Annotated in this window: 17 protein-coding genes; 6 read left to right on the forward strand and 11 right to left on the reverse strand. The window is 68.1% G+C overall.

All coding sequences use genetic code 11. From position 1 onward, the window contains the following. Window positions 1-17: 17 nt before the first annotated feature. From QZ471_RS15595 to QZ471_RS15625, 7 genes are all read right to left on the reverse strand, one after another. Window positions 18-938: a dihydrodipicolinate synthase family protein gene (locus QZ471_RS15595; RefSeq protein ID WP_295465352.1), complete on the reverse strand. Its 921-nt coding sequence runs from the start codon at window positions 936-938 to the stop codon at window positions 18-20. After that, the gene (locus tag QZ471_RS15600; protein WP_145008166.1) at window positions 935-1,726 is read right to left on the reverse strand and encodes an AraC family transcriptional regulator; all 792 of its coding nucleotides are present in this window, start codon (window positions 1,724-1,726) and stop codon (window positions 935-937) included. The genes QZ471_RS15595 and QZ471_RS15600 overlap by 4 nt, the downstream gene beginning before the upstream one ends. Continuing rightward, window positions 1,723-2,958: an FAD/NAD(P)-binding oxidoreductase gene (locus tag QZ471_RS15605; protein WP_295465355.1), complete on the reverse strand. Its 1,236-nt coding sequence runs from the start codon at window positions 2,956-2,958 to the stop codon at window positions 1,723-1,725. The genes QZ471_RS15600 and QZ471_RS15605 overlap by 4 nt, the downstream gene beginning before the upstream one ends. Further along, entirely contained in the window at window positions 2,955-3,191 is a 237-nt protein-coding gene (locus QZ471_RS15610; protein WP_295465357.1) for a (2Fe-2S)-binding protein, read from the reverse strand. Before QZ471_RS15610 ends, QZ471_RS15605 begins: the two co-directional genes overlap by 4 nt. Continuing rightward, window positions 3,185-4,300, reverse strand: coding sequence for an FAD-dependent oxidoreductase (locus QZ471_RS15615; protein WP_295465358.1), 1,116 nt, complete (start codon window positions 4,298-4,300; stop codon window positions 3,185-3,187). Before QZ471_RS15615 ends, QZ471_RS15610 begins: the two co-directional genes overlap by 7 nt. Continuing rightward, window positions 4,297-5,235 (reverse strand): 4-hydroxyproline epimerase, encoded by a 939-nt coding sequence (locus tag QZ471_RS15620; protein WP_295465359.1) that lies wholly within the window; start codon window positions 5,233-5,235, stop codon window positions 4,297-4,299. The genes QZ471_RS15615 and QZ471_RS15620 overlap by 4 nt, the downstream gene beginning before the upstream one ends. A 106-nt stretch (window positions 5,236-5,341) precedes the next feature. Next, window positions 5,342-6,247, reverse strand: a complete 906-nt coding sequence (locus QZ471_RS15625) for a LysR substrate-binding domain-containing protein (protein WP_295465361.1) — start codon at window positions 6,245-6,247, stop codon at window positions 5,342-5,344. 154 nt (window positions 6,248-6,401) lie between these two features. On the opposite strand from QZ471_RS15625, the gene QZ471_RS15630 reads away from it, so the two are divergent. From QZ471_RS15630 to QZ471_RS15640, 3 genes are all read left to right on the forward strand, one after another. After that, window positions 6,402-7,835 carry an aspartate ammonia-lyase gene (locus QZ471_RS15630; RefSeq protein WP_295465363.1) on the forward strand — a complete coding sequence of 478 codons (1,434 nt, stop codon included), beginning with the start codon at window positions 6,402-6,404 and terminating at the stop codon, window positions 7,833-7,835. Window positions 7,836-8,100: 265 nt separating this feature from the next. Further along, window positions 8,101-8,460 (forward strand): cupin domain-containing protein, encoded by a 360-nt coding sequence (locus QZ471_RS15635; RefSeq protein ID WP_295465365.1) that lies wholly within the window; start codon window positions 8,101-8,103, stop codon window positions 8,458-8,460. Window positions 8,461-8,649: 189 nt separating this feature from the next. Then, window positions 8,650-9,858: a GGDEF domain-containing protein gene (locus QZ471_RS15640; RefSeq protein WP_295465368.1), complete on the forward strand. Its 1,209-nt coding sequence runs from the start codon at window positions 8,650-8,652 to the stop codon at window positions 9,856-9,858. Here QZ471_RS15640 and QZ471_RS15645 read toward each other — a convergent pair. After that, window positions 9,855-10,643, reverse strand: coding sequence for a helix-turn-helix transcriptional regulator (locus QZ471_RS15645; RefSeq protein ID WP_295465370.1), 789 nt, complete (start codon window positions 10,641-10,643; stop codon window positions 9,855-9,857). The genes QZ471_RS15640 and QZ471_RS15645 overlap by 4 nt on opposite strands. Before the next feature lie 276 nt (window positions 10,644-10,919). On the opposite strand from QZ471_RS15645, the gene QZ471_RS15650 reads away from it, so the two are divergent. After that, the gene (locus QZ471_RS15650; RefSeq protein WP_295465372.1) at window positions 10,920-12,374 is read left to right on the forward strand and encodes an alanine/glycine:cation symporter family protein; all 1,455 of its coding nucleotides are present in this window, start codon (window positions 10,920-10,922) and stop codon (window positions 12,372-12,374) included. Window positions 12,375-12,459: 85 nt separating this feature from the next. Continuing rightward, on the forward strand, window positions 12,460-13,443 hold the full coding sequence (locus tag QZ471_RS15655) for an asparaginase (RefSeq protein ID WP_295465374.1): 984 nt from the start codon (window positions 12,460-12,462) through the stop codon (window positions 13,441-13,443). A gap of 303 nt (window positions 13,444-13,746) precedes the next feature. On the opposite strand, the gene QZ471_RS15660 is transcribed toward QZ471_RS15655, so the two are convergent. Further along, the gene (locus tag QZ471_RS15660) at window positions 13,747-14,649 is read right to left on the reverse strand and encodes a D-hexose-6-phosphate mutarotase (RefSeq protein ID WP_295465377.1); all 903 of its coding nucleotides are present in this window, start codon (window positions 14,647-14,649) and stop codon (window positions 13,747-13,749) included. A 173-nt stretch (window positions 14,650-14,822) separates the two neighbouring features. On the opposite strand from QZ471_RS15660, the gene ampC reads away from it, so the two are divergent. After that, on the forward strand, window positions 14,823-15,971 hold the full coding sequence (ampC, locus tag QZ471_RS15665) for a class C beta-lactamase (protein WP_295465379.1): 1,149 nt from the start codon (window positions 14,823-14,825) through the stop codon (window positions 15,969-15,971). A gap of 212 nt (window positions 15,972-16,183) precedes the next feature. Here the strand turns inward: ampC and QZ471_RS15670 are convergent, their stop codons facing one another. After that, window positions 16,184-17,854 carry a Na/Pi cotransporter family protein gene (locus QZ471_RS15670; protein ID WP_295465381.1) on the reverse strand — a complete coding sequence of 557 codons (1,671 nt, stop codon included), beginning with the start codon at window positions 17,852-17,854 and terminating at the stop codon, window positions 16,184-16,186. A 164-nt stretch (window positions 17,855-18,018) separates the two neighbouring features. Continuing rightward, window positions 18,019-18,771: a TerC family protein gene (locus QZ471_RS15675; protein WP_145008193.1), complete on the reverse strand. Its 753-nt coding sequence runs from the start codon at window positions 18,769-18,771 to the stop codon at window positions 18,019-18,021. Between the last annotated feature and the right edge of the window lie 39 nt (window positions 18,772-18,810).

An 18,810-nucleotide genomic window follows, 5' to 3' on the forward strand; every position in this document is an offset into this window, starting at 1 on the left:
GCGAACCAGGCTTCGCCTCAGATCCCCACGTCCGGCAGTTGCGGGCGGGTTTCCAGGGCCTTGGCCATCAGGCGTTCGACGAAGGTGCGGTCCGCTTCCGGCAGGGCCAGGCGCGGCGGGCGGGTCAGGGCGCTGCCGCGGCCGGCGAGTTCTTCGCAGAGCTTGATGCACTGCACCAGGTCCGGGCGGGCATCCAGGTGCAGCAGCGGCATGAACCATTCGTAGAGCGGCATGGCCTCGGCGAAGCGGCCGGCCTTGGCCAAACGGAAGATGGTTTCGCCTTCGGTGGGGAAGATGTTGGACATGCCCGAGACCCAGCCCTCGGCGCCCACGGCGATGCTTTCCAGCACCACGTCGTCGAGGCCGGCGAACAGGACGAAGCGGTCGCCCACCTCGTTGCGCACGTCGATGAAGCGGCGGGTGTCGCCGGAGGAGTCCTTGAAGCAGACGATGTTGTCGACGTCGGCCAGGGAGATGAGGATGTCCGGAGTGACATCGTTCTTGTAGATGGGCGGGTTGTTGTAGACCATCAGCGGCAGGTCGAGGGCGCTGGCCACGCTGCGGAAGTGGGCGGCGGTCTCATGGGGCTTGGCCGAGTAGACCAGGGCCGGCATGAGCATGATGCCGTCGGCACCGGCGCGACCCACCGCCTGGGCGGTGCGGGTGGCATTGAGGCTGGTGAATTCGGCCACGCCGCAGATCACCGGTACGCGACCGCCGGCGGCGTCCTTGGCCACTTCCACCAGGGAGATCTTCTCGTCCAGGGTCAGGGAGGTGTTCTCGCCCACGGTGCCGCACATCACCAGGCCGGAGACGCCATCGCGCACCAGGTTGGCGATCACGCCGTGGGTCTTCTCCAGGTTGATCGAGAAGTCGTCGTTGAATTGGGTGGTGACGGCGGGAAAGACGCCGCTCCAGTTGACGCGGGGAGTGCTCATGCGGGGGTTTCCTCCAGACGGGAACGGGGCTTGAGAGAGTCGCGGTATTGCCGGGGCGACAGGCCGGTGAGACGGCGGAACTGGCGACTGAAGGCGCTGTGGTCGGTATAGCCACAGGCCAAGGCCACCTCGGTGACGGGCAGATCGCGGGCCAGCAGGCGCGAGGCGGCGTCGAGCCGGGCCTTGTGCAGCAACTGCTGGGGCGTGAGGCGCAGGATGCGTTTGCACTGGCGTTCCAGCTGGGAGACCGACAAGCCCACCCGCTGGCTCAGTTCGCCCACCGAGAGCGGCTGGGCATAGTGCTCGCGCAGGTAGCGGTCGACCTCGGCCACCTTGGCGTGGGCCGGATGATCGGCGGCCGGCGCCTGGAGATCGTGGGAGATGCCGGCCATGCCCATGAGTCGGCCCTGGGCGTCGTGCAGCGGCAGCTTGCGGGTCAGGCACCAGCCCGGGGTACGGCCGGCATAGAGGTGCAATTCCAGTTGGTCGTCCAGCGCCAGGCCTTCGCGCAGCACGCGGCGATCCTGCTCGGCATAGGCGCCGCCCAGGGGCGCGGGAAAGACTTCCTCGGCGGTCTTGCCGAGCAGTTCGGCGACGCTCTCGTAGCCGCAGCGCTGGGCCAGGGTCAGGTTGACCAGCACGTAGCGCGCCTCCAAGTCCTTGACGAAGAACACCACGCCGGGAATGGCGTCGAGCAGCGGCGCCACCAGGCTCAGGCTGGCGAGCAGCGCCGGCAGGTCGGCGGGCCGGGCGCGACTCAAGGCGTCCAGGTGGGCGGCGGCGTTCATTTCTCGTCCTCGGTCAGGGTCAGGAGGCTGTCGATACGGGTGGGTTGCAAGGGAAAGCGCGGAATCGGCGGCGTCCAGCCCAGCAGGACGCGAGTGGCCTGGCCGCAGATGCGGCCCTGGCAGGCGCCCATGCCACAGCGACTGCGCAGCTTGGCCTGGGTCCAGTCGGCGTGGCCGACCAGGGCGCCGAGGGAGACATCCTCGCAGCGGCAGACCAGGGTGTCCGGTTGGGCCAGGCGGGCGATGGCGGGATTCAGGGCGAAGGTGCGCGCCAGCTGCGCCGCGAAGCGGCGCCAGGCACGGGCCTCGGTCTGCACGCGGGCAGCGGCACCGAGCTGGTCGCTGGCGACCAGGCCGGCGATCCGTCCGGTGGCCTGGGCCAGTTCGTTGCCGCCGATGCCAGTGCATTCGCCGGCGGCCAGGATATGCGGTTGGCTGGTGCGCTGGTGGTCATCTACTGCCACGGCGCCATCCAGGGTCGCGCAGCCCAGGCTCTGGGCCAATTCGACATTGGGTACCAGGCCATAGCCACAGGCCAGGCGGTCGCAGGCCACGTCCCAACGACGCTCGCCCTGGCGCAGGCGCACGCCTTCGAGGCGATCGCTGCCGAGTGCAGCCTCGACCCAGGTGCCGGACCGGTAGCGGGGCGTGGCCAGGGTCAGCGCCTGGCGCAGCTTGTTCGGCCAACGCCAGAGTCCCAGGCCGAAATCGAGTACGGCGCGGCGGTCAGCCTGTTCGGCGACCAGGGCGACGTGTCCGCCGGCCTGGCGGGCGGTGGCAGCGCTGGCCAGCAGCAGCGGACCGGTGCCGGCGACGACGATGCGCTCCTCGGCGACTTCGACGCCGCCCTTGATCAACGCCTGCAGGCCGCCAGCGCCGGTCACCCCAGGCAGGGTCCAGCCGGGGAATGGCAACAGCAGTTCGCGAGCACCGGTGCAGAGGATGAGCTTGTCGAAGCTCAGCGTCCGGCTGACAGTGGCATCTTCCAACAACAGCTGGCGTGGCCCCAGGACCGCGGCAACGCGGGTCTGGGTGAGCAGGGTGACGTCTGCCGGCAACTGGCCGACTTCGGCGGCGACCTGGCCCGCCCGAGCACGCCAGATCTGGCCGCCCGGCAGAGGATTGTCGTCCAGCAGCACCAGCTTTAAGCCCTGGCCACTGGCGGCGCGGGCGGCGGCGAGTCCGGCCGGGCCGGCGCCGACGATGAGCAGGTCGCAGTGAGTGAGGGTCATGGCAGTCGCTCCACCTGCATGCCGTCCTGGCAGGGGGTCTGGCAGGCCAGGCGCCGGACGCCATCGACCTGCACGCGGCACTCCTGGCAGACGCCCATGCCGCAGAAGGGCGCGCGGGCTTCGCCAGTCACCGAGCGGCGTGCCGTGGGATTATGACTCTTGGCCAGAGCCGCGGTGAGCAGGCTGCCGGGATGGATCTCCAGGCGCTCGCCATCGATGAACAGGGTCAGCATGCCTGGCTCCTTGCGGCAGTCGCGAAACGGGCCGGGGCGAAGGGTTCCACGTGGAACGTCGGCTGCTCGTCGAACAGTCCGGCGACGATGGCTTCGGCGGTGGCTGGCGCGGTGGTGACGCCCAGGCCTTCATGACCGACCGCCAGCCACAGACCGGGCTGGTCGGGATGGACACCGATCAGCGGCAGGCCATCGGGGCTGGCGGCGCGCTGGCCGGTCCAGCCGCGGATCAGCGAGGTATGGCTCAGACCAGGCAGATAGTCCAGGGCGCGGCGCAGCAGCTGACCGACCACCGCGGGTTCCACGGCAGGATCCGGACGCTCGAACTGTCGCGCGGAGCCGATCAGCAACTGGCCGGTGGGTCGTGGCTGGACGTTGAAGGCTACCGAGGCGCCGCTGCTGGCATGGGCACTGGCGCCATAGCCAATCTCCACCAGTTGATGGCGGACCTGCTCGGGGTAGCGGTCGGTGATCAGCAGATGGCCCTTCTTGGGCACCAGCGGCAGGTCCGGGCAGAGACTGGCGGCCTGCAGGCCGGCGGCGAGTATCACGGCGTCGGCGGTCAGCCAGCGGCCATCGTGCAGGCGCACCCGTGTGCCTTCGACGGCGCTTACCCGGGCACGCTGGAATTCGATCAGCGGCGAGCGCTGCAGCAGCCAGGCGGCCACCACCGGGGCATAGAGCAGACCGTCGCCGGGCACCTTGAGGCTGCCAGCCAGAGCGGTCAATGCGGGCTCGGCGGCGGCAGTCGCCGCAGCGTTCAGCGGCTGGTTGGCGATGCCCTGGGCGTCGAGGCGCTGGCGCTTCGCTTCGATGAGATCGAGTTCGGCGGCATCGCGGGCCAGCCAGAGGGTGCCGCAGTTGCGGTAGTCGGCGGCGCTCGGCAACTGGGGGACCAGCTCGCGCCAGAGCGCCAGGGAGCGGGCGCTCAGGGTCAGTTCGGCGGGGTCGTCGTCCATCACCACCAGGTGGCCCATGCCGGCGGCGGAGGCACCGGGCAGGCCGGCGTCCAGCACCCGCACACGGCAGCCGCGCGCGGCCAGGGCCGCCGCGCAGCTGGCACCGATGATGCCGGCGCCGACGACGAGGACGTCCGCCACCGGCTTCACCCCGGGATACCCCAGGCAAAGGGATCGTCCGCGGCCAGCAGCAGGGTCGCTTCGGCCATGACGTGAGCGCGGCCGCGGATCACCGGCAGGATGCGGCCTTCGTCGCCGGGCTGGTAATGGGCCTCGAAGCGACTGCCGATGACGCTGGCCTGGCGCCAGACGGCGCCGGGCGCCAGGTCGCCATCGGCCGCGAGGCAGGCCAGCTTGGCACTGGTGCCGGTGCCGCAGGGCGAGCGGTCATAGGCACGCCCTGGGCAGAGCACGTAGCTGCGGCTGTCGGCGCCGTCCGGGTCGTCGGCGAAGAGTTCGATGTGGTCGATATGGCCGCCCTGGTCGCCGGTGATGCCGGCGGCCTCCAGGGCGCCACGCAGGGCCAGGCTGAAGGTAAGCAGCTCGTCGAGGTTGTCGGCGGCGATGCGTTGGCCGTGATCGGCACAGAGGAAGAACCAGTTGCCGCCCCAGGCGATGTCGCCGCTGACCGGGCCATGGCCGGGAATCTCTACCTGGACGGCGTGGCGATAGCGATAGGCCGGGACGTTGCGCACGCTGACGCTGCCGTCCTGATGCAGGGTGGCGGTGACGTCGCCCACCGGGGTTTCAATCAGGTGGTCGCCCGGGCCGATCCGGCCCAGATGGGCCAAGGACACCACCAAGCCGATGGTGCCGTGGCCGCACATGCCGAGGTAACCGACCTCGTTGAAGAACACCACGCCAGCGCTGGCCGCGGGGGATACCGGCTCACAAAGCAACGCCCCGACCAGCACCTCGTTGCCACGCGGTTCGCGCATGCAGGCCCGGCGGAAGGCATCGTGCTCGCCCGCCAGGAGGCTTCGGCGTTCGGCCATGCTGCCGTGGCCCAGCTCGGGAAAACCGTCCAGCACCAGGCGGGTGGGTTCGCCGCCGGTATGGGAGTCGATGACGCGGATGCGCTGCATGGCTGACCTCCGTGAGAGAGATCCCAGTGTCGCGCAGAAAGGCGGAAAAGGCTTGCAGGACGTCGGCTATTGAAATGCCGAAATCAGCACAATCTAATACTGTCGATTAGCCGCTGTGGCTCTGGCTTTCGAGATGCCGCCAAACCTGTTGCACCAGCCGCTTGCGCAACAGGGCACAGCGATAGAGGCGGATCTCCAGGCCGACCTGCCAGGCGGCGTCGCCGCAAATGGCCAATTCGCCGCGGGCCAATTCCGCGGCTACCGACAGCTGCGGCACCCAGGCCACGCCCAGGCCCTGCAGCGCCATGGTCTTGAGGCTGTCGGCCATGGCGGTTTCGTAGAGGGTGACGGCGCGCAATTTGCGCTGGCGCAGCAGCAGATTCACCGAGCGACCGAGGAAGGCGCCGGCGCTGTAGGCCAGCAAGGGCACGCTGCCCTCCCCGTCCAGCTGGAACAGCGGCTGACCGTCGCCATCGGTGGCGCAGACCGGCAGCATGGCGGTGTGCGCCAGGTGCAGCGAGGGAAACAGTTCCGGGTCCATCTGCAGGGCGGCGTCGGGATCGTGGAAGGCCAACATCAGGTCGCAGGCGCCGTCGCGCAGGGCGTGGATGGCATCGCCGACGTTGGTGGCCACCAGGCGACTGGCCAGCGCCAGGCCCTGGCCGCGCAGGCCAGCGATCCATTGCGGGAAAAAGCCCAGGGCCAGGGAGTGGGCGGCGGCGAATTGCAGCACCTCGCCCTGCCCGCCTTCCAGGTGGTGCAGATGGCGTACCGTCTCACCCAGTTGCTCCACCACGCTGCGCGCCGTGACCAGGAACAGCTGGCCGGCTTCGGTGAGGCTGACCGGCGTATGGGATCTGTCGACCAGGGTCAGGCCGACGCTTTCCTCCAGGGCGCGGATGCGCCGGCTGAAGGCCGGCTGGGTGACGAAACGCTTTTCGGCGGCCTGGGAAAAACTGTAGGTGGCCGCCAGGGCGACGAAGTCTTCCAGCCATTTGAATTCGATGTTCATGGCACCCATACGTCGTCGGATCTCACGAGGTCACAACGGAAGTTATGCCGATCCGGCATGAGGCTTGGCGGATCGGCATTGGCCGAGAGCGGCTGGCAGGCCTAGATTTTAAGGCATCGCGGCGCCTGCCGCTTGATCGAAGCCTAACGCTATCATGTCCGACTCTGCATCATCCGTCCGCCTCGAAAAAGATCTCCTCGGTACTCTCGACGTCCCTGCCGATGCCTATTACGGCATCCAGACCCTGCGCGCCGTGCAGAACTTCCGCCTCTCCGGCGTGCCCCTCGGGCACTATCCGAAGCTGGTGGTGGCCCTGGCCATGGTCAAGCAGGCCGCGGCCGACGCCAACCACCGCCTCGGCCACCTGCCGGCGGAAAAGCACCAGGCGATCAATGAGGCCTGCTCGCGCATCATTCGCGGCGAATTCCATGACCAGTTCGTGGTGGACATGATCCAGGGCGGCGCCGGCACCTCGACCAACATGAACGCCAACGAGGTGATCGCCAACGTGGCCCTGGAGATCCTCGGCCACGCCAAGGGCGAGTATCGCCACCTGCACCCGAACAACGACGTGAACATGGCGCAGTCGACCAACGACGCCTACCCCACCGCCATCCGCCTGGGCCTGCTGCTCGGCCACGACGCCCTGCTCGCCAGCCTGGACAGCCTGATCACCGCCTTCGCCGCCAAGGGTGTGGAATTCGCCGAGGTGCTGAAGATGGGCCGCACCCAGCTGCAGGACGCGGTGCCCATGACCCTCGGCCAGGAATTCCATGCCTTCGCCACCACCCTGGGCGAGGACCTGGCGCGGCTGAAGAGCCTGGCGCCGGAGCTGCTCACCGAGGTCAACCTCGGCGGTACCGCCATCGGCACCGGTATCAACGCCGACCCCGGCTACCAGCTGCTGGCCGTACAACGCCTGGCCGACATCAGCGGCCAGCCGCTCAAGCCCGCCGCCGACCTGATCGAGGCCACCTCGGACATGGGCGCCTTCGTGCTGTTCTCCGGCATGCTCAAGCGCACCGCGGTGAAGCTGTCGAAGATCTGCAACGACCTGCGCCTGCTCTCCAGCGGTCCGCGCACCGGTATCAACGAGATCAACCTGCCGCCGCGCCAGCCGGGCAGCTCCATAATGCCGGGCAAGGTCAATCCGGTGATCCCCGAGGCGGTCAACCAGGTGGCCTTCGAGATCATCGGCAACGACCTGGCGCTGACCCTGGCGGCCGAGGGCGGCCAGCTGCAGCTCAACGTCATGGAGCCCTTGATCGCCTACAAGATCTTCGACTCCATCCGCCTGCTGCAGCGCGCCATGGACATGCTGCGCGAGCATTGCATCACCGGCATCACCGCCAATGTCGAGCACTGCCGCCGCCAGGTGGAACACTCCATCGGCCTGGTCACCGCGCTCAACCCCTACCTCGGCTACGAGACCTCCACCCGCATCGCCAAAACGGCGCTGGAAAGCGGTCGCGGCGTGCTGGAACTGGTGCGCGAAGAGAACCTGCTGGACGAGGCGACCCTGGACGACATCCTGCGCCCCGAAAACATGATCGCCCCGCGATTGGTGCCGCTCAAAGCCAAGGTCTGAGCCCCACGCCGGACCTGAGCGCTACCCCACAGCGACTCCCCGTGGATGCCCTGTCTTTCCTGCGTGGAAGGCAGCCATCGCCCCGAGGAGTTTCGCCGGTGTCCGTCCGGTGTGGGACTGCAGCCATCATCGGTACCGACGAAACACAGGGACTCGCCGAGCGTCAGCGAAGCGCCTCGCTTTCCTGGCGGCGCGGATAGACGCCGCGGTCATCGGTCTCGCAACCTGACGTATGCTGGGCGCACCAACGCCTTGGAGAACGCCCATGCCCTCGCTGACACTGCTCGAAGCTCGCGGCCAACCTACCGAGCAGTACCGACTGCCGGCGGAGAAGCTATTGGCCGGTGATCCACTGCAGACGCTCTGGCTCGACTACGAGGATGGCAGTGGCGTCTTCGCGGTGGGCCACTGGCACAGCGAGGTGGGTACCTGGCGGGTGAACTACACCGAGGAAGAGTACTGCCAGATCCTCGAAGGGCTGAGCCTGGTCACCGATGATCAGGGCCACGCCACACGCCTGGGCCCTGGCAGCAGTTTCGTCGTACCGCGCGGCTTCCAGGGCACCTGGGAGGTGCTGGAGCCAACCCTGAAGCGTTTCGTAGTGTACGAAGCCAAAGGCAGCTGACGCCGGTACCGGAGGCGCTCCGAGCCAGGGCAACGCCGGCGGTTGAGCGTTGAGAGGTTCACAATGGACCGAATGGTAGCCATTGGCTACCATTCGGCGCCTGCTCGACTCCACCTGGGAACCATGCTTCGCACCCAGGGCCTGACTGTGCTCAAGTGAACCATCGGATCACTGCGCCAGGTACGGCCCATGTCCCTCAGCTTCTCTCTCGACCGGGCGCTGGCCCGCCCCTTTTGGGCGCTGGGCTTCGAGCCGGTATTGGAACAGCGCTACCAGCTCGAGATCGCCCGCTCGCGCCGCCGTCATCTGCGCATCAGTCTCACGGTCGCCATCCTGGCCTATGCCAGTTTCTCGATCTGGGACTGGATCCTGATGACCGACGCCTTCTGGGTCATCACCCTGCTCACCGGCCTGGTCATCCTCGGCGGCGGTGCGGTGCTGCTGGCGCTCAAGCTGATGCCGGCCGAGCACCCGGCGCGCGAATGGCTGGGTATCCTGCCCAGCCTGCTGGCCTACGGACCGCCGCTGTTCGAGGTGGATACCAACGACGCCGCGCACCGCGCGCTCTGGCTGGCCACCCTGCCGCTGCTGACTCTCTACACCAACAGTTGCATCGCTCCGCCCCTGCGCCAGGCCGCGGTGCACAGCCTGGTCGGCCTGCTGGCCATCACCCTGGCGACGCAGCTGCACGGCCTGCCCGCGGTGGAGGCCTCGCTGGTACTGACGCTGGCCTTCGCCACCGCTACCTTCACCCTGCTCGCCAACTTCTGGATGGAAAGAGCTCGCCGCCAGGGCTATCTGCTGATCCTGCGCGATCGGCTGCGCAACGAGGAGCTGGCCACCGCCAACCGCTTCCTGGAACAGCAGTCCACCACTGATCCCCTGACCGGCGTGGCCAATCGCCGGGCGCTGATGCAGGCGCTCACCACCGCCTTGTCGCGGCGGCACCCCAGGGGGTTGATCCTGCTGATGATCGACGTCGACCACTTCAAGGCCTTCAACGACCGCTACGGCCATCCGGCCGGCGACCGCTGCCTGAAGCAGGTCGCCACCGCCCTCGCCGGCCCCTTGCGCGCCGGGGACTGCCTGGCCCGCTATGGGGGCGAGGAGTTCGCCATCCTCCATACCCCCGCCGCCGATGAGGATCAGGGTCAGATCGTCCAGCGGCTGCTCGAGGCGGTCCGTCAGCTGGAGATCCCCCACCCAGGCAATGTCGCCGCCGGCCGGCGGGTCACCGTCAGCATCGGCGGGGCCTGCGCCGGACCGCGCCATGCCAGCGCCGAGGCCCTTCTCGAGGCGGCAGATCGACAGCTCTACTGGGCCAAGCAGGCAGGACGCGACCAGGCGCAGCTGGAGTGCCACGACGAGCACCTGGCGCTCGCCGAGCCGCGCGGCTAGCCCAGGCGATAGACCCGGTCGACCAGGGTCGTGTTGGCCAGGCGCTGGCGCAGGTCGTCGTCCAGCCGCGGGTCCTGCCAGTCGTACAGGCCGATCCGGCCATAGGCTGAGCCACGCCGCGGCCGGTCACCCAAGTATTCCCAAACCACCCGGGTGCAGGCCGGCTCGCGGCGGTCGGAAGCACTGACGCCCAGCTTGAGGCCGTTGAGACGGTCGATGCGATTGCGCGCGCTGGGCAGTAGCACCGTCTGCGACAGCTCGTTGCCGGTGAGGGATTCGTAGTCGGTGAAGAACAGTCGGCTCTCCAGGCTCATGGCCAGGCCGAGGTAGCGAAAGCGCGCCTGGCTGACCGCCTCGCCCTGGCGGCGCAGGCGCTCGAAGCGCACGTAGCGGAACGCCCCCTGCTCCTCGAACAGCAGCACCAGGCCACAGAGCACCACGCCAGGCGTGGACAGCGAGGGGTAGTACTCGTGGTAGTAGCCCTGGTAGCGCGCCAGGCCCTCCTGGCGACCGGCGAACAGCGCCAGGGCCTGCCCCGCCCAGCCACTCTCCTGACTCACCGGCGCACCCAGGCGGGCTTCGAACTGACGCTGGGGCAGCAGCAGCTCGGCCACCGGCAGAGCGAAGAAGTCGGCCAGGCGTTGCAGGTTGTAGGCCGACGGACGGCTCTGGCCATTGAGGTAGCGATTGAACTGGGCGCGGTTGATGCCGACCGCGCGACAGACGGCCGCAATCGAGCGGTGGCGCCGGCAGAGCAGTTGCAGATTGGCGGAAAAGTCGCTCATGACGGGCGCCCGAACTTGACAGACGGCCGGAAAACTAGCATCAAGTCGCGCCATTTTGAAGCGAGGCGCGGAATTGTCCACGTCGTTGGGATAGCCGAATCTAGGCGCCCGGTCCTATTCACTGCCCGATCCGCCCGGACCGACGCGTTCCAGAGCCTGCTCCCGGTCATCTCCGCATGACCTGGCGCGCGAACTGGCAACGGTATATCCCACAATAATAGCCCCACGGCGTGCGAGCCGGCCTTGGGGCATCACTAGCATGCTCGAGGATCCTCCATGCACTACCTAGAAATGCTCAACGACTTCCTGTCCGGCCACGTACTCATCGTGCTGATCGTCGGCCTGGGCAGCTATTTCACCCTGCGCTCGCGATTCGTGCAGGTGCGTCATTTCCCGCACATGTTCACCGTGTTCAAGGAATCCCTGCGCAACAGCGGCGACGGCCTGAGCTCCTTCCAGGCGCTGATGCTCAGCCTGGCCGGCCGCGTGGGTGCCGGCAACATCGCCGGCGTGGGCCTGGCCGTGACCCTGGGCGGCCCCGGCGCGGTGTTCTGGATGTGGGTAACCGCCCTGGTCGGCATGGCCAGCAGTTTCTTCGAGTGCACCCTGGCGCAGGTCTACAAGCGCGCCGACGGTGAGGGCCTCTATGTGGGTGGTCCGGCGTACTACATCCAGCACGGCCTCAACAAGCGCTGGATGGCGCTGGCCTTCTCGGCACTGCTGCTGGTGACCTACGGCTTCGCCTTCGTCGGCCTGCAGTCCTTTACCGTGACCCATTCGCTGGAAAACGCCTTCGGCCTGCCGGTGCAGTACACCGGGATCGCCCTGGCCATCCTGCTGGGCCTGGTGTTCATCGGTGGCATCAAGCGCATCGCCGCGGTCTCCGACATCCTGGTGCCGGTCAAGACCCTGGCCTACATCGCCGTGACCCTCTATGTGATCGTCACCCAGATCGACCTGGTGCCCGGCACCCTGCTGACCATCGTCAAGAGCGCCTTCGGCCTGGAACCGGCATTCGCCGGCCTGCTCGGCGCCGCCATCACCATGGGCGTCAAGCGCGGCGTCTTCGCCAACGAAGCCGGCCTGGGCGCCGCGCCCAACGTCGCCGCCGTGGCCGCGGTCAAGCACCCGGCCGCCCAGGGCGTGGTGCAGGCCTTCAGCGTCTTCCTCGACACCTTCGTCATCTGCACCTGCACTGCGCTGCTGATCCTGTTGTCAGGTTTCTACACCCCGGGCTTCGAAGGCGACGGCATCGTCCTGACGCAGAACTCCCTCGCCGCAGTGGTCGGTGACTGGGGCCGTATCTTCATCAGCGTCGCCCTGTCGCTGTTCGTCTTCACCTGCATCCTCTACAACATCTACCTGGGCGAGAACGGCCTGCGCTACCTGCTCGGCCGTGGCAAGGCCGTGCTGCTCGGCTATCGTGGCCTGGTGCTGGTGCTGATCTGCTGGGGCTCGATGCAGAACCTGGCCACGGTGTTCGCCTTCGCCGACATCACCATGACCTGCCTGGCCTTCGTCAACTTGATCGCCCTGGCCATGTTGATCAAGGTCGGCATGCGCGTGCTCAACGACTACGACGCCCAGCGCAGCGCCGGTGTCGACCAGCCGGTGTTCGATGCCGACCAGTTCCGCGACCTGGACCTGGATCGCCAGGCCTGGCCGGCGCTGGATCGCCTGGAAGAGACCGTTGCCGAAGCCCGCGCCGCCCAGCCGCGCCAGGCACACTGACCCTCGTGCCGGGTCAGCCTGACCTGGCTCGCGCTCGCTCTCCTGCCCCCACCTCGCGTGGGGGCAGTCCTATCAGGAAGTCCCCATGAGCTCACCCTACCTGCATATCCTCTACACCGGCGGCACCATCGGCATGCAGCAGACCGCCGCCGGCCTGGCCCCGGCTGCAGGTTTCGAGGCGCGCATCGACGCCTTGCTGGCCAGTCGTCCGGAGCTGGGCGATCCGGCCTGGCGCCTGCAGGAGCTGCTGCCGCTGATCGACAGCGCCAACATGACCCCCGCCGCCTGGGCGCGCATGGCCGAGGCCATCCTCGCCGCCGCCGCGGACCCGGCCTGCCGCGGCGTGCTGGTGCTGCACGGCACCGACACCCTGGCCTACAGCGCCGCCGCCCTCGCTTTTCGCCTGCTCGGCCTCGGCATCCCGGTGCTGCTGACCGGCTCCATGCTGCCGGCCGGCGTGCCGGACAGCGATGCCGATGGCAATCTGGCCGACAGCTTCGCCGCCTTCGCCAGCGGACTGGCGCCGGGGGTCCAGGTGCAATTCCATGGCGAACGCCTGCCCGCGGCGCGCTGCACCAAGCAGGCCAGCAGCGGCTGGAAAGCCTTCGTGGAAAGCGCCCGGCCCCGCAGTGGCGAGGCCTTGGTCGCAGCGCCTGCCGCGCTGCGCTTCGACCAGCCGCGCCAGCCGGTACGGGTGGCAGTGCTGCCGCTGTTTCCGGGCGTCGACGGCGCGACCCTGCGCGGCCTTGCTGGCAGCGGCCTGCACGGCCTGGTACTGGAATGCTATGGCAGCGGTACCGGTCCGGCGGACGACGCCGACTTCCTCGCCGCCCTGACCGAGCTGCGCGATGCCGGCACCCTGGTGGTCGCCCTCAGCCAGGGCGCGCGCGGGACGGTGGAACTGGGTACCTACGCCGCCGGCAGCGGCCTGGCCGACGCCGGAGTGATCTCCGGCCGCGGCATGACCCGCGAAGCCGCCCTGGGCAAGCTGCACGCCCTGCTCGGCGCCGGCCTGGACCGCGCGACAGCGGCCGAGTGGATCGGGCGGAATCTGTGCGAGGAGCTGTGATGGTCGGCTGAGTGCTGGCTGCTCCCTCACCCCGGCCCTCTCCCAGGGGGAGAGGGGGCGCTCCGATAGGCTTTGGCGAGTTGGGTATTGGAGCGTGCGCAGGGCTCACGCTTGGCTTGGCAGGGTCACTGCCTTGCTGCGGCGTCTACCCAAACGCCCCCTCTCCCCCTGGGAGAGGGTCGGGGTGAGGGCCCGCTTGACGCCTAACAACCTCAGGCACCTCGCACCAAACTCCCCCTGAACGCCCCCTCTCCCTCCGGGAGAGGGCCGGGGTGAGGGCCACCCCTAGCACCTAAACCATCCCTACAGCGCCTCGCGCCACAGGCTAACCGCCATCTCGGCCGTCGCCCCCGGCGCCACCGTGAGGACGTCGTCCATCACCCGGGCGGTCTCGATGCACAGCATGCCAGTCCAGGCGTCGTCGGCGAACTGGCTCAGGCGCGCGGCCTTGTCGATCCAGGGATTCCACAGCACCGCCGAATGGCTGTTGCGGGTCTCGACGAACAGCCGACGCTGCCACTGAGTATCGCGGATCGCCAGGCGGGCCGGCAGACCGACGTAGACCCGGTCGGTCTCGCCGGTGATGGTCGGCTCGCCGTTCTGCCGCTTGCGCGCCCAGCCGTCCAGGCAGTCGTAGTAGTCGGCATTGGCCAGGCCTTCGATGCCCACCTCGCGCACGTCGCTCACGGCGAAGTAGGTGTGCAGCGCCTGACTCAGCACCAGCGGCTGATCGTCCAGGTTGCGCACGCTCAGGGTCAGTTCCAAACGTTCACCCACGCTCAGACTCAGGGTCAGCTCGGTGGCATGGGGCCAGCCGGGAGTGGTCTCGGCGGAGGTACGGTGATGGAAGTCCAGGCGCACCCGGTTGGTGTCCACCTCGACGCCGCCGGCCTGCCAGGCCACCTGCCGCGCCAGGCCGTGGGCCGGGGCGTCCGCGGTGGTGGTGCACATGGCCTGGACCTCGGCCGGATTCTTCAGCAGGTCGCCGAACCAGGGCCAGCAGACCGGGATGCCGCCACGGATCGGGGTACCGGGCTCGAACACGGCCTCCGGATTGCCCCAGACGATGTCCGGTTCGCCGTCGAAGCCGTAGCGCAGCACATGGGCGCCCTGGCAGGCCACCAGGGCTTCGGCCTGGCCGACGCGGATGCGCCAGACGGGCAACTGGCCCAGTTGGATCTGTTCGACGAGGGGGGCAGCGGACATGGGGCGACTCCTGAAAAAAGGGAAAGGGCGACTGTAGTCCAGTCCATGACCGGGCTCCAGCCAGCCATGGACAGCATCGGCGGCAAAATCTTCCAACGCTGGCCGCGTCTCACACCCAGGCGACAACGCTCGGCTAGACTCCTGGCCTCCCTCTCCTCAGGAATGGCTCCCGCATGTCGGCTTTCCCGCGTCTTTCCCTGCTGCTCGGCCTGGCCCTGCCGCTCCTGGCCAACGCGGCCAATCCCCTCGACGACGAGGTCCGCGCCGCTGCCCATGACGTGATGGCTGCGCAGGACATCCCCGGCCTGGCCATCGGTGTCAGTGCCCCGGGCCTGCGCCGGCTCTACTACTTCGGCACCGCCGATCGCCGCAGCGGCCAGCCGGTGGACGCCGCCACCCTGTTCGAGATCGGCTCCCTGAGCAAGACTTACACCGCCACCCTGGGTGGCTACGCGGTGGCGACCGGTCGCCTGCGGCTGGACGAGTCCGCCGCTCAGGTCCGCCCGGCCCTGGCCAGCAGCGCTATCGGTCAGGCCAGCCTGCTGCAATTGGCGACCTACAGCGCGGGAGGCTTGCCACTGCAATTCCCCGACAGCGTCACCAGCGAAGACCAGGCCAACGCCTTCTACCGCGCCTTCCAGCCGCCCTTCCCCGCCGGCAGCCGGCGTCTCTATGCCAATCCCAGCATCGGTCTGTTCGGTGCCCTGGCCGCCCAGCGCCTCGACGAGCCCTTCGCCACGGCGCTGCAACGTCACGTACTGACACCGCTAGGCCTCAGTCACACCTATCTGCAGGTACCGGCGGCGGAGCAAGCTCACTACGCCTGGGGTCACGGCAAGAACGGCGAACCGCTGCGGGTCAATCCCGGGGTCTATGCGGAAGAGGCCTACGGCATCAAGACCACCGCAGGCGATCTGCTCGCCTTCGTCGAGGCGAATCTGAATACTGGCCGGCTCTCGACGCCCCTGGCCAAGGCGCTCGCCACCACCCAGCAGGGCTACTACCGCACTGGACCCATGACCCAGGGCCTGGGCTGGGAGGCCTACGCCTATCCGCTACCCAAAGCCCAACTGCTGGCCGGCAACACCCCGGCCATGGCCCTGGAGCCGCAACCGGTGGACTGGCAGCACCCGCCACTACCCGCCAGCGGCGCCCGCCTGCTGAACAAGACCGGCTCCACCAACGGCTTCGGCGCCTATGCGCTGTTCATCCCCGAGCGCCACATCGGCCTGGTGATCCTGGCCAACCGCAATTATCCGATCCCAACGCGGATCGAGGCGGCCTGGCGGATTTTGCAGAAGCTCGATAGCCGGGTGCAGTGAGGTACCCCAACCGCGGCCATGGCGGTCCGCCGATGCGGCCGCTCCTACGGGTGGATGACGCTTTTCTGTCCGCTCACCTTATCGCGGCCATGGGCCGCTCCTACAGGGTGTGATGCTTCTGTAGGAGCGGCCCATGGCCGCGATAAGGCCTAGACGCGCAGCGTGAATGGCGGCGCAGCCTCATCCACGAACCCGCGCGTCAAACCTCGGACTCAAACCCCATCCGCCTCTTCCCTTCCCTCCACCGGCAGCTCGTGCTCGGTGGCATAACCGGCGTCGGCTGCTTCCAGCACGCCGTGGGCGATGCTGCAGAACAGCGAGTTGACCCGGCGCATGTCGCTGAGCAGGCCCAGGTGCAGGGCGCTGGTCTCGAAGCTTTCCACCACCTGCTGGTGCAGCCGCTCGACGTGGGCATGGGCATAGCGCCGCTCCAGCAGGCGGAAGCGCTGCTTGAGCCGGCGCAGACGCCGTGCGGCGTCCAGGTCGCCGGACAGGTAGACCGACAGGCACAGCCGCAGGCTGTCGACCAGCAGTCGGTGCAGGGCGGTGAGTTCGTCCACCCCGGAGGCCGAGAAGGAGCGGCGGGCGGCGATCTTCTTGCTGTCCACGTCACTGGCCATGCGCTCGATCAGATCACCGGCCTGTTCCAGGTTGATGGCCAGTTCGATGGTCTCGGCCCAGCGGCGGCTATCGCGCTCGTCCAGATCCTCGCGCGGCATGCGCGCCAGGTATAGCTTGATCGCCGTGTAGAGGGCATCAACGTCGTCATCGAGCCGGCGCACCTCGCGGGCCAGCTGCTTGTCACCGGCGTTGATCAGCATCAGCAGGTGCTGCAGCATCTGCTCGATGACGTCGCCCATGCGCAGCACCTCGCGGGAGGCGTTGGTCAGCGCCAGGGCCGGGGTATCCAGGGCGGCGGTATCCAGGTGGCGCGGCCGCAGGATGGTCTCGGCGCTCTCGCGCGCCGGCATCAGCGCGGTACAGAAGCGCGCCAGCGGACCGGTCAGCGGCAGGAACAGCAGGCAGCGCACCAGGTTGTAGGCGACATGGAAGCCGATCACCACCTCGGCCTCGTTGAAGTCGTAGCCCTGCAACCAGTCCGCCAGGAAGCCGATCCAGGGCAGCACCAGCAGGCAACCGGCGAGCTTGAACAGCAGACTGCCCAGGGCCACCCGCCGCGCCTCCACGCCCTGCTTGGCGGCGCCGATCATGGCCAGCACCCCGCTGCCCAGGTTGGCGCCGACCACCAGGCACAGTGCCACCTTCAACGAGATGACCCCGGAACCTGCCAGGGTGGCGGTCAGCAGCACCGCCGCCAGGCTGGAATAGGAGACCATGGCGAAGACCGCGCCGGTCAGGGCATCGAGCAACTGGTCACCGGTCAGGGAGGAGAACAGCACCTTGACCCCGGCGGCATGGGTCATGGGCGAGGCCGCCTCGACGATCAGCTGCAGCGCCAGGATGATCAGCCCCAGGCCGATGGCGACCCGGCCTAGCTGACCGGCGCGGGTCTGCTTGCGGCCGAGGAAGAACACCACGCCGAGGAAGATCAGCAGCGGCGACAGCCAGGACAGATCGAAGGTCAGCACCCGCGCCATCAGCGCGGTGCCGACGTCGGCGCCGAGCATGATGGCCAGCGCCGGGGTGAGCGGCACCAGGCCCTGGGCAACGAAGGAGGTCACCAGCAGCGCGGTGGCGTTGCTGCTCTGCACCAGGGCAGTGACGGCGATACCGGAGAGGAAGGCCAGCGGCATGCGCTGCATGCTGCGGCTGAGTACCCGGCGCAGGCTGGCACCGTACACCCGCAGGATGCCGGTGCGCACGATATGGGTGCCCCACACCAACAGGGACACGGCGGATAGCAGATTGAGCAGTGTCAGCATCGTGGCGCCCTCCCGGCGCGTGTCCAAGAGCTCCTGGCGAGCTTGTCACAAAATTGTAACTACCGTTCTGCACAGACGCACGAGCCCGAAGGTGAGGCACCTTCGGGCTCGCGGGGACTTGCTGGTTTAGGCGGCGGGGACCGGTGTGGGTTCCGCCGCGGCGATCAGATCTGTTCCTTGCGCAGCTTGACCGCCTCGCGGGCCTTGGCCTTGCCGCGCAGGCGGATGTTGATGGCTTCCACCGCCAGCGAGAAGGCCATGGCGAAGTAGACGTAGCCCTTGGGCACGTGGACTTCGAAGGCTTCGGCGATGAGCACGGTACCAACCACGATCAGGAAGGACAGCGCCAGCATCTTCAGACTCGGGTGCTTGTCGATGAAATTGCTGATGGCGCCGGCCGCCAGCATCATCACCAGCACCGCGACGATGATCGCAGCCACCATCACCGGTACGTGGCTGACCATGCCCACCGCGGTGATCACCGAATCCAGCGAGAAGACGATGTCGATGATGGCGATCTGGATGATGGTGCCGATGAAGCCACTGCCCTTCTTCGCCGGGGCGTCTTCGTCCTGTTCTTCCTCGCCTTCCAGGCCGTGGTAGATCTCGGCGCTGCTCTTCCACAAGAGGAACAGGCCGCCGAAGAAGAGGATGAGGTCACGCCCGGAGATGCCCTGGCCGAAGACGAAGAACAGATCGGCGGTGAGGCGCATCACCCAGGTGATGGACAGCAGCAGCAGGATACGGGTGACCATGGCCAGCGCCAGGCCGAAGAAGCGGGTCCGCGCCTGCATGTGCTTGGGCATGCGGCTGACCAGGATGGAGATCATGATGATGTTGTCGATCCCCAGGACGATCTCCAGGGCCGTCAGGGTAAAGAAGGCGACCCAGATTTCCGGGTTGGTCAACCACTCCATTGCAAATCCTCTCGTAGCGAAGGCGCGTCTGGCTGCGCG

This window comes from uncultured Pseudomonas sp. (assembly GCF_913774235.1).
Taxonomy (GTDB): domain Bacteria; phylum Pseudomonadota; class Gammaproteobacteria; order Pseudomonadales; family Pseudomonadaceae; genus Chryseomonas.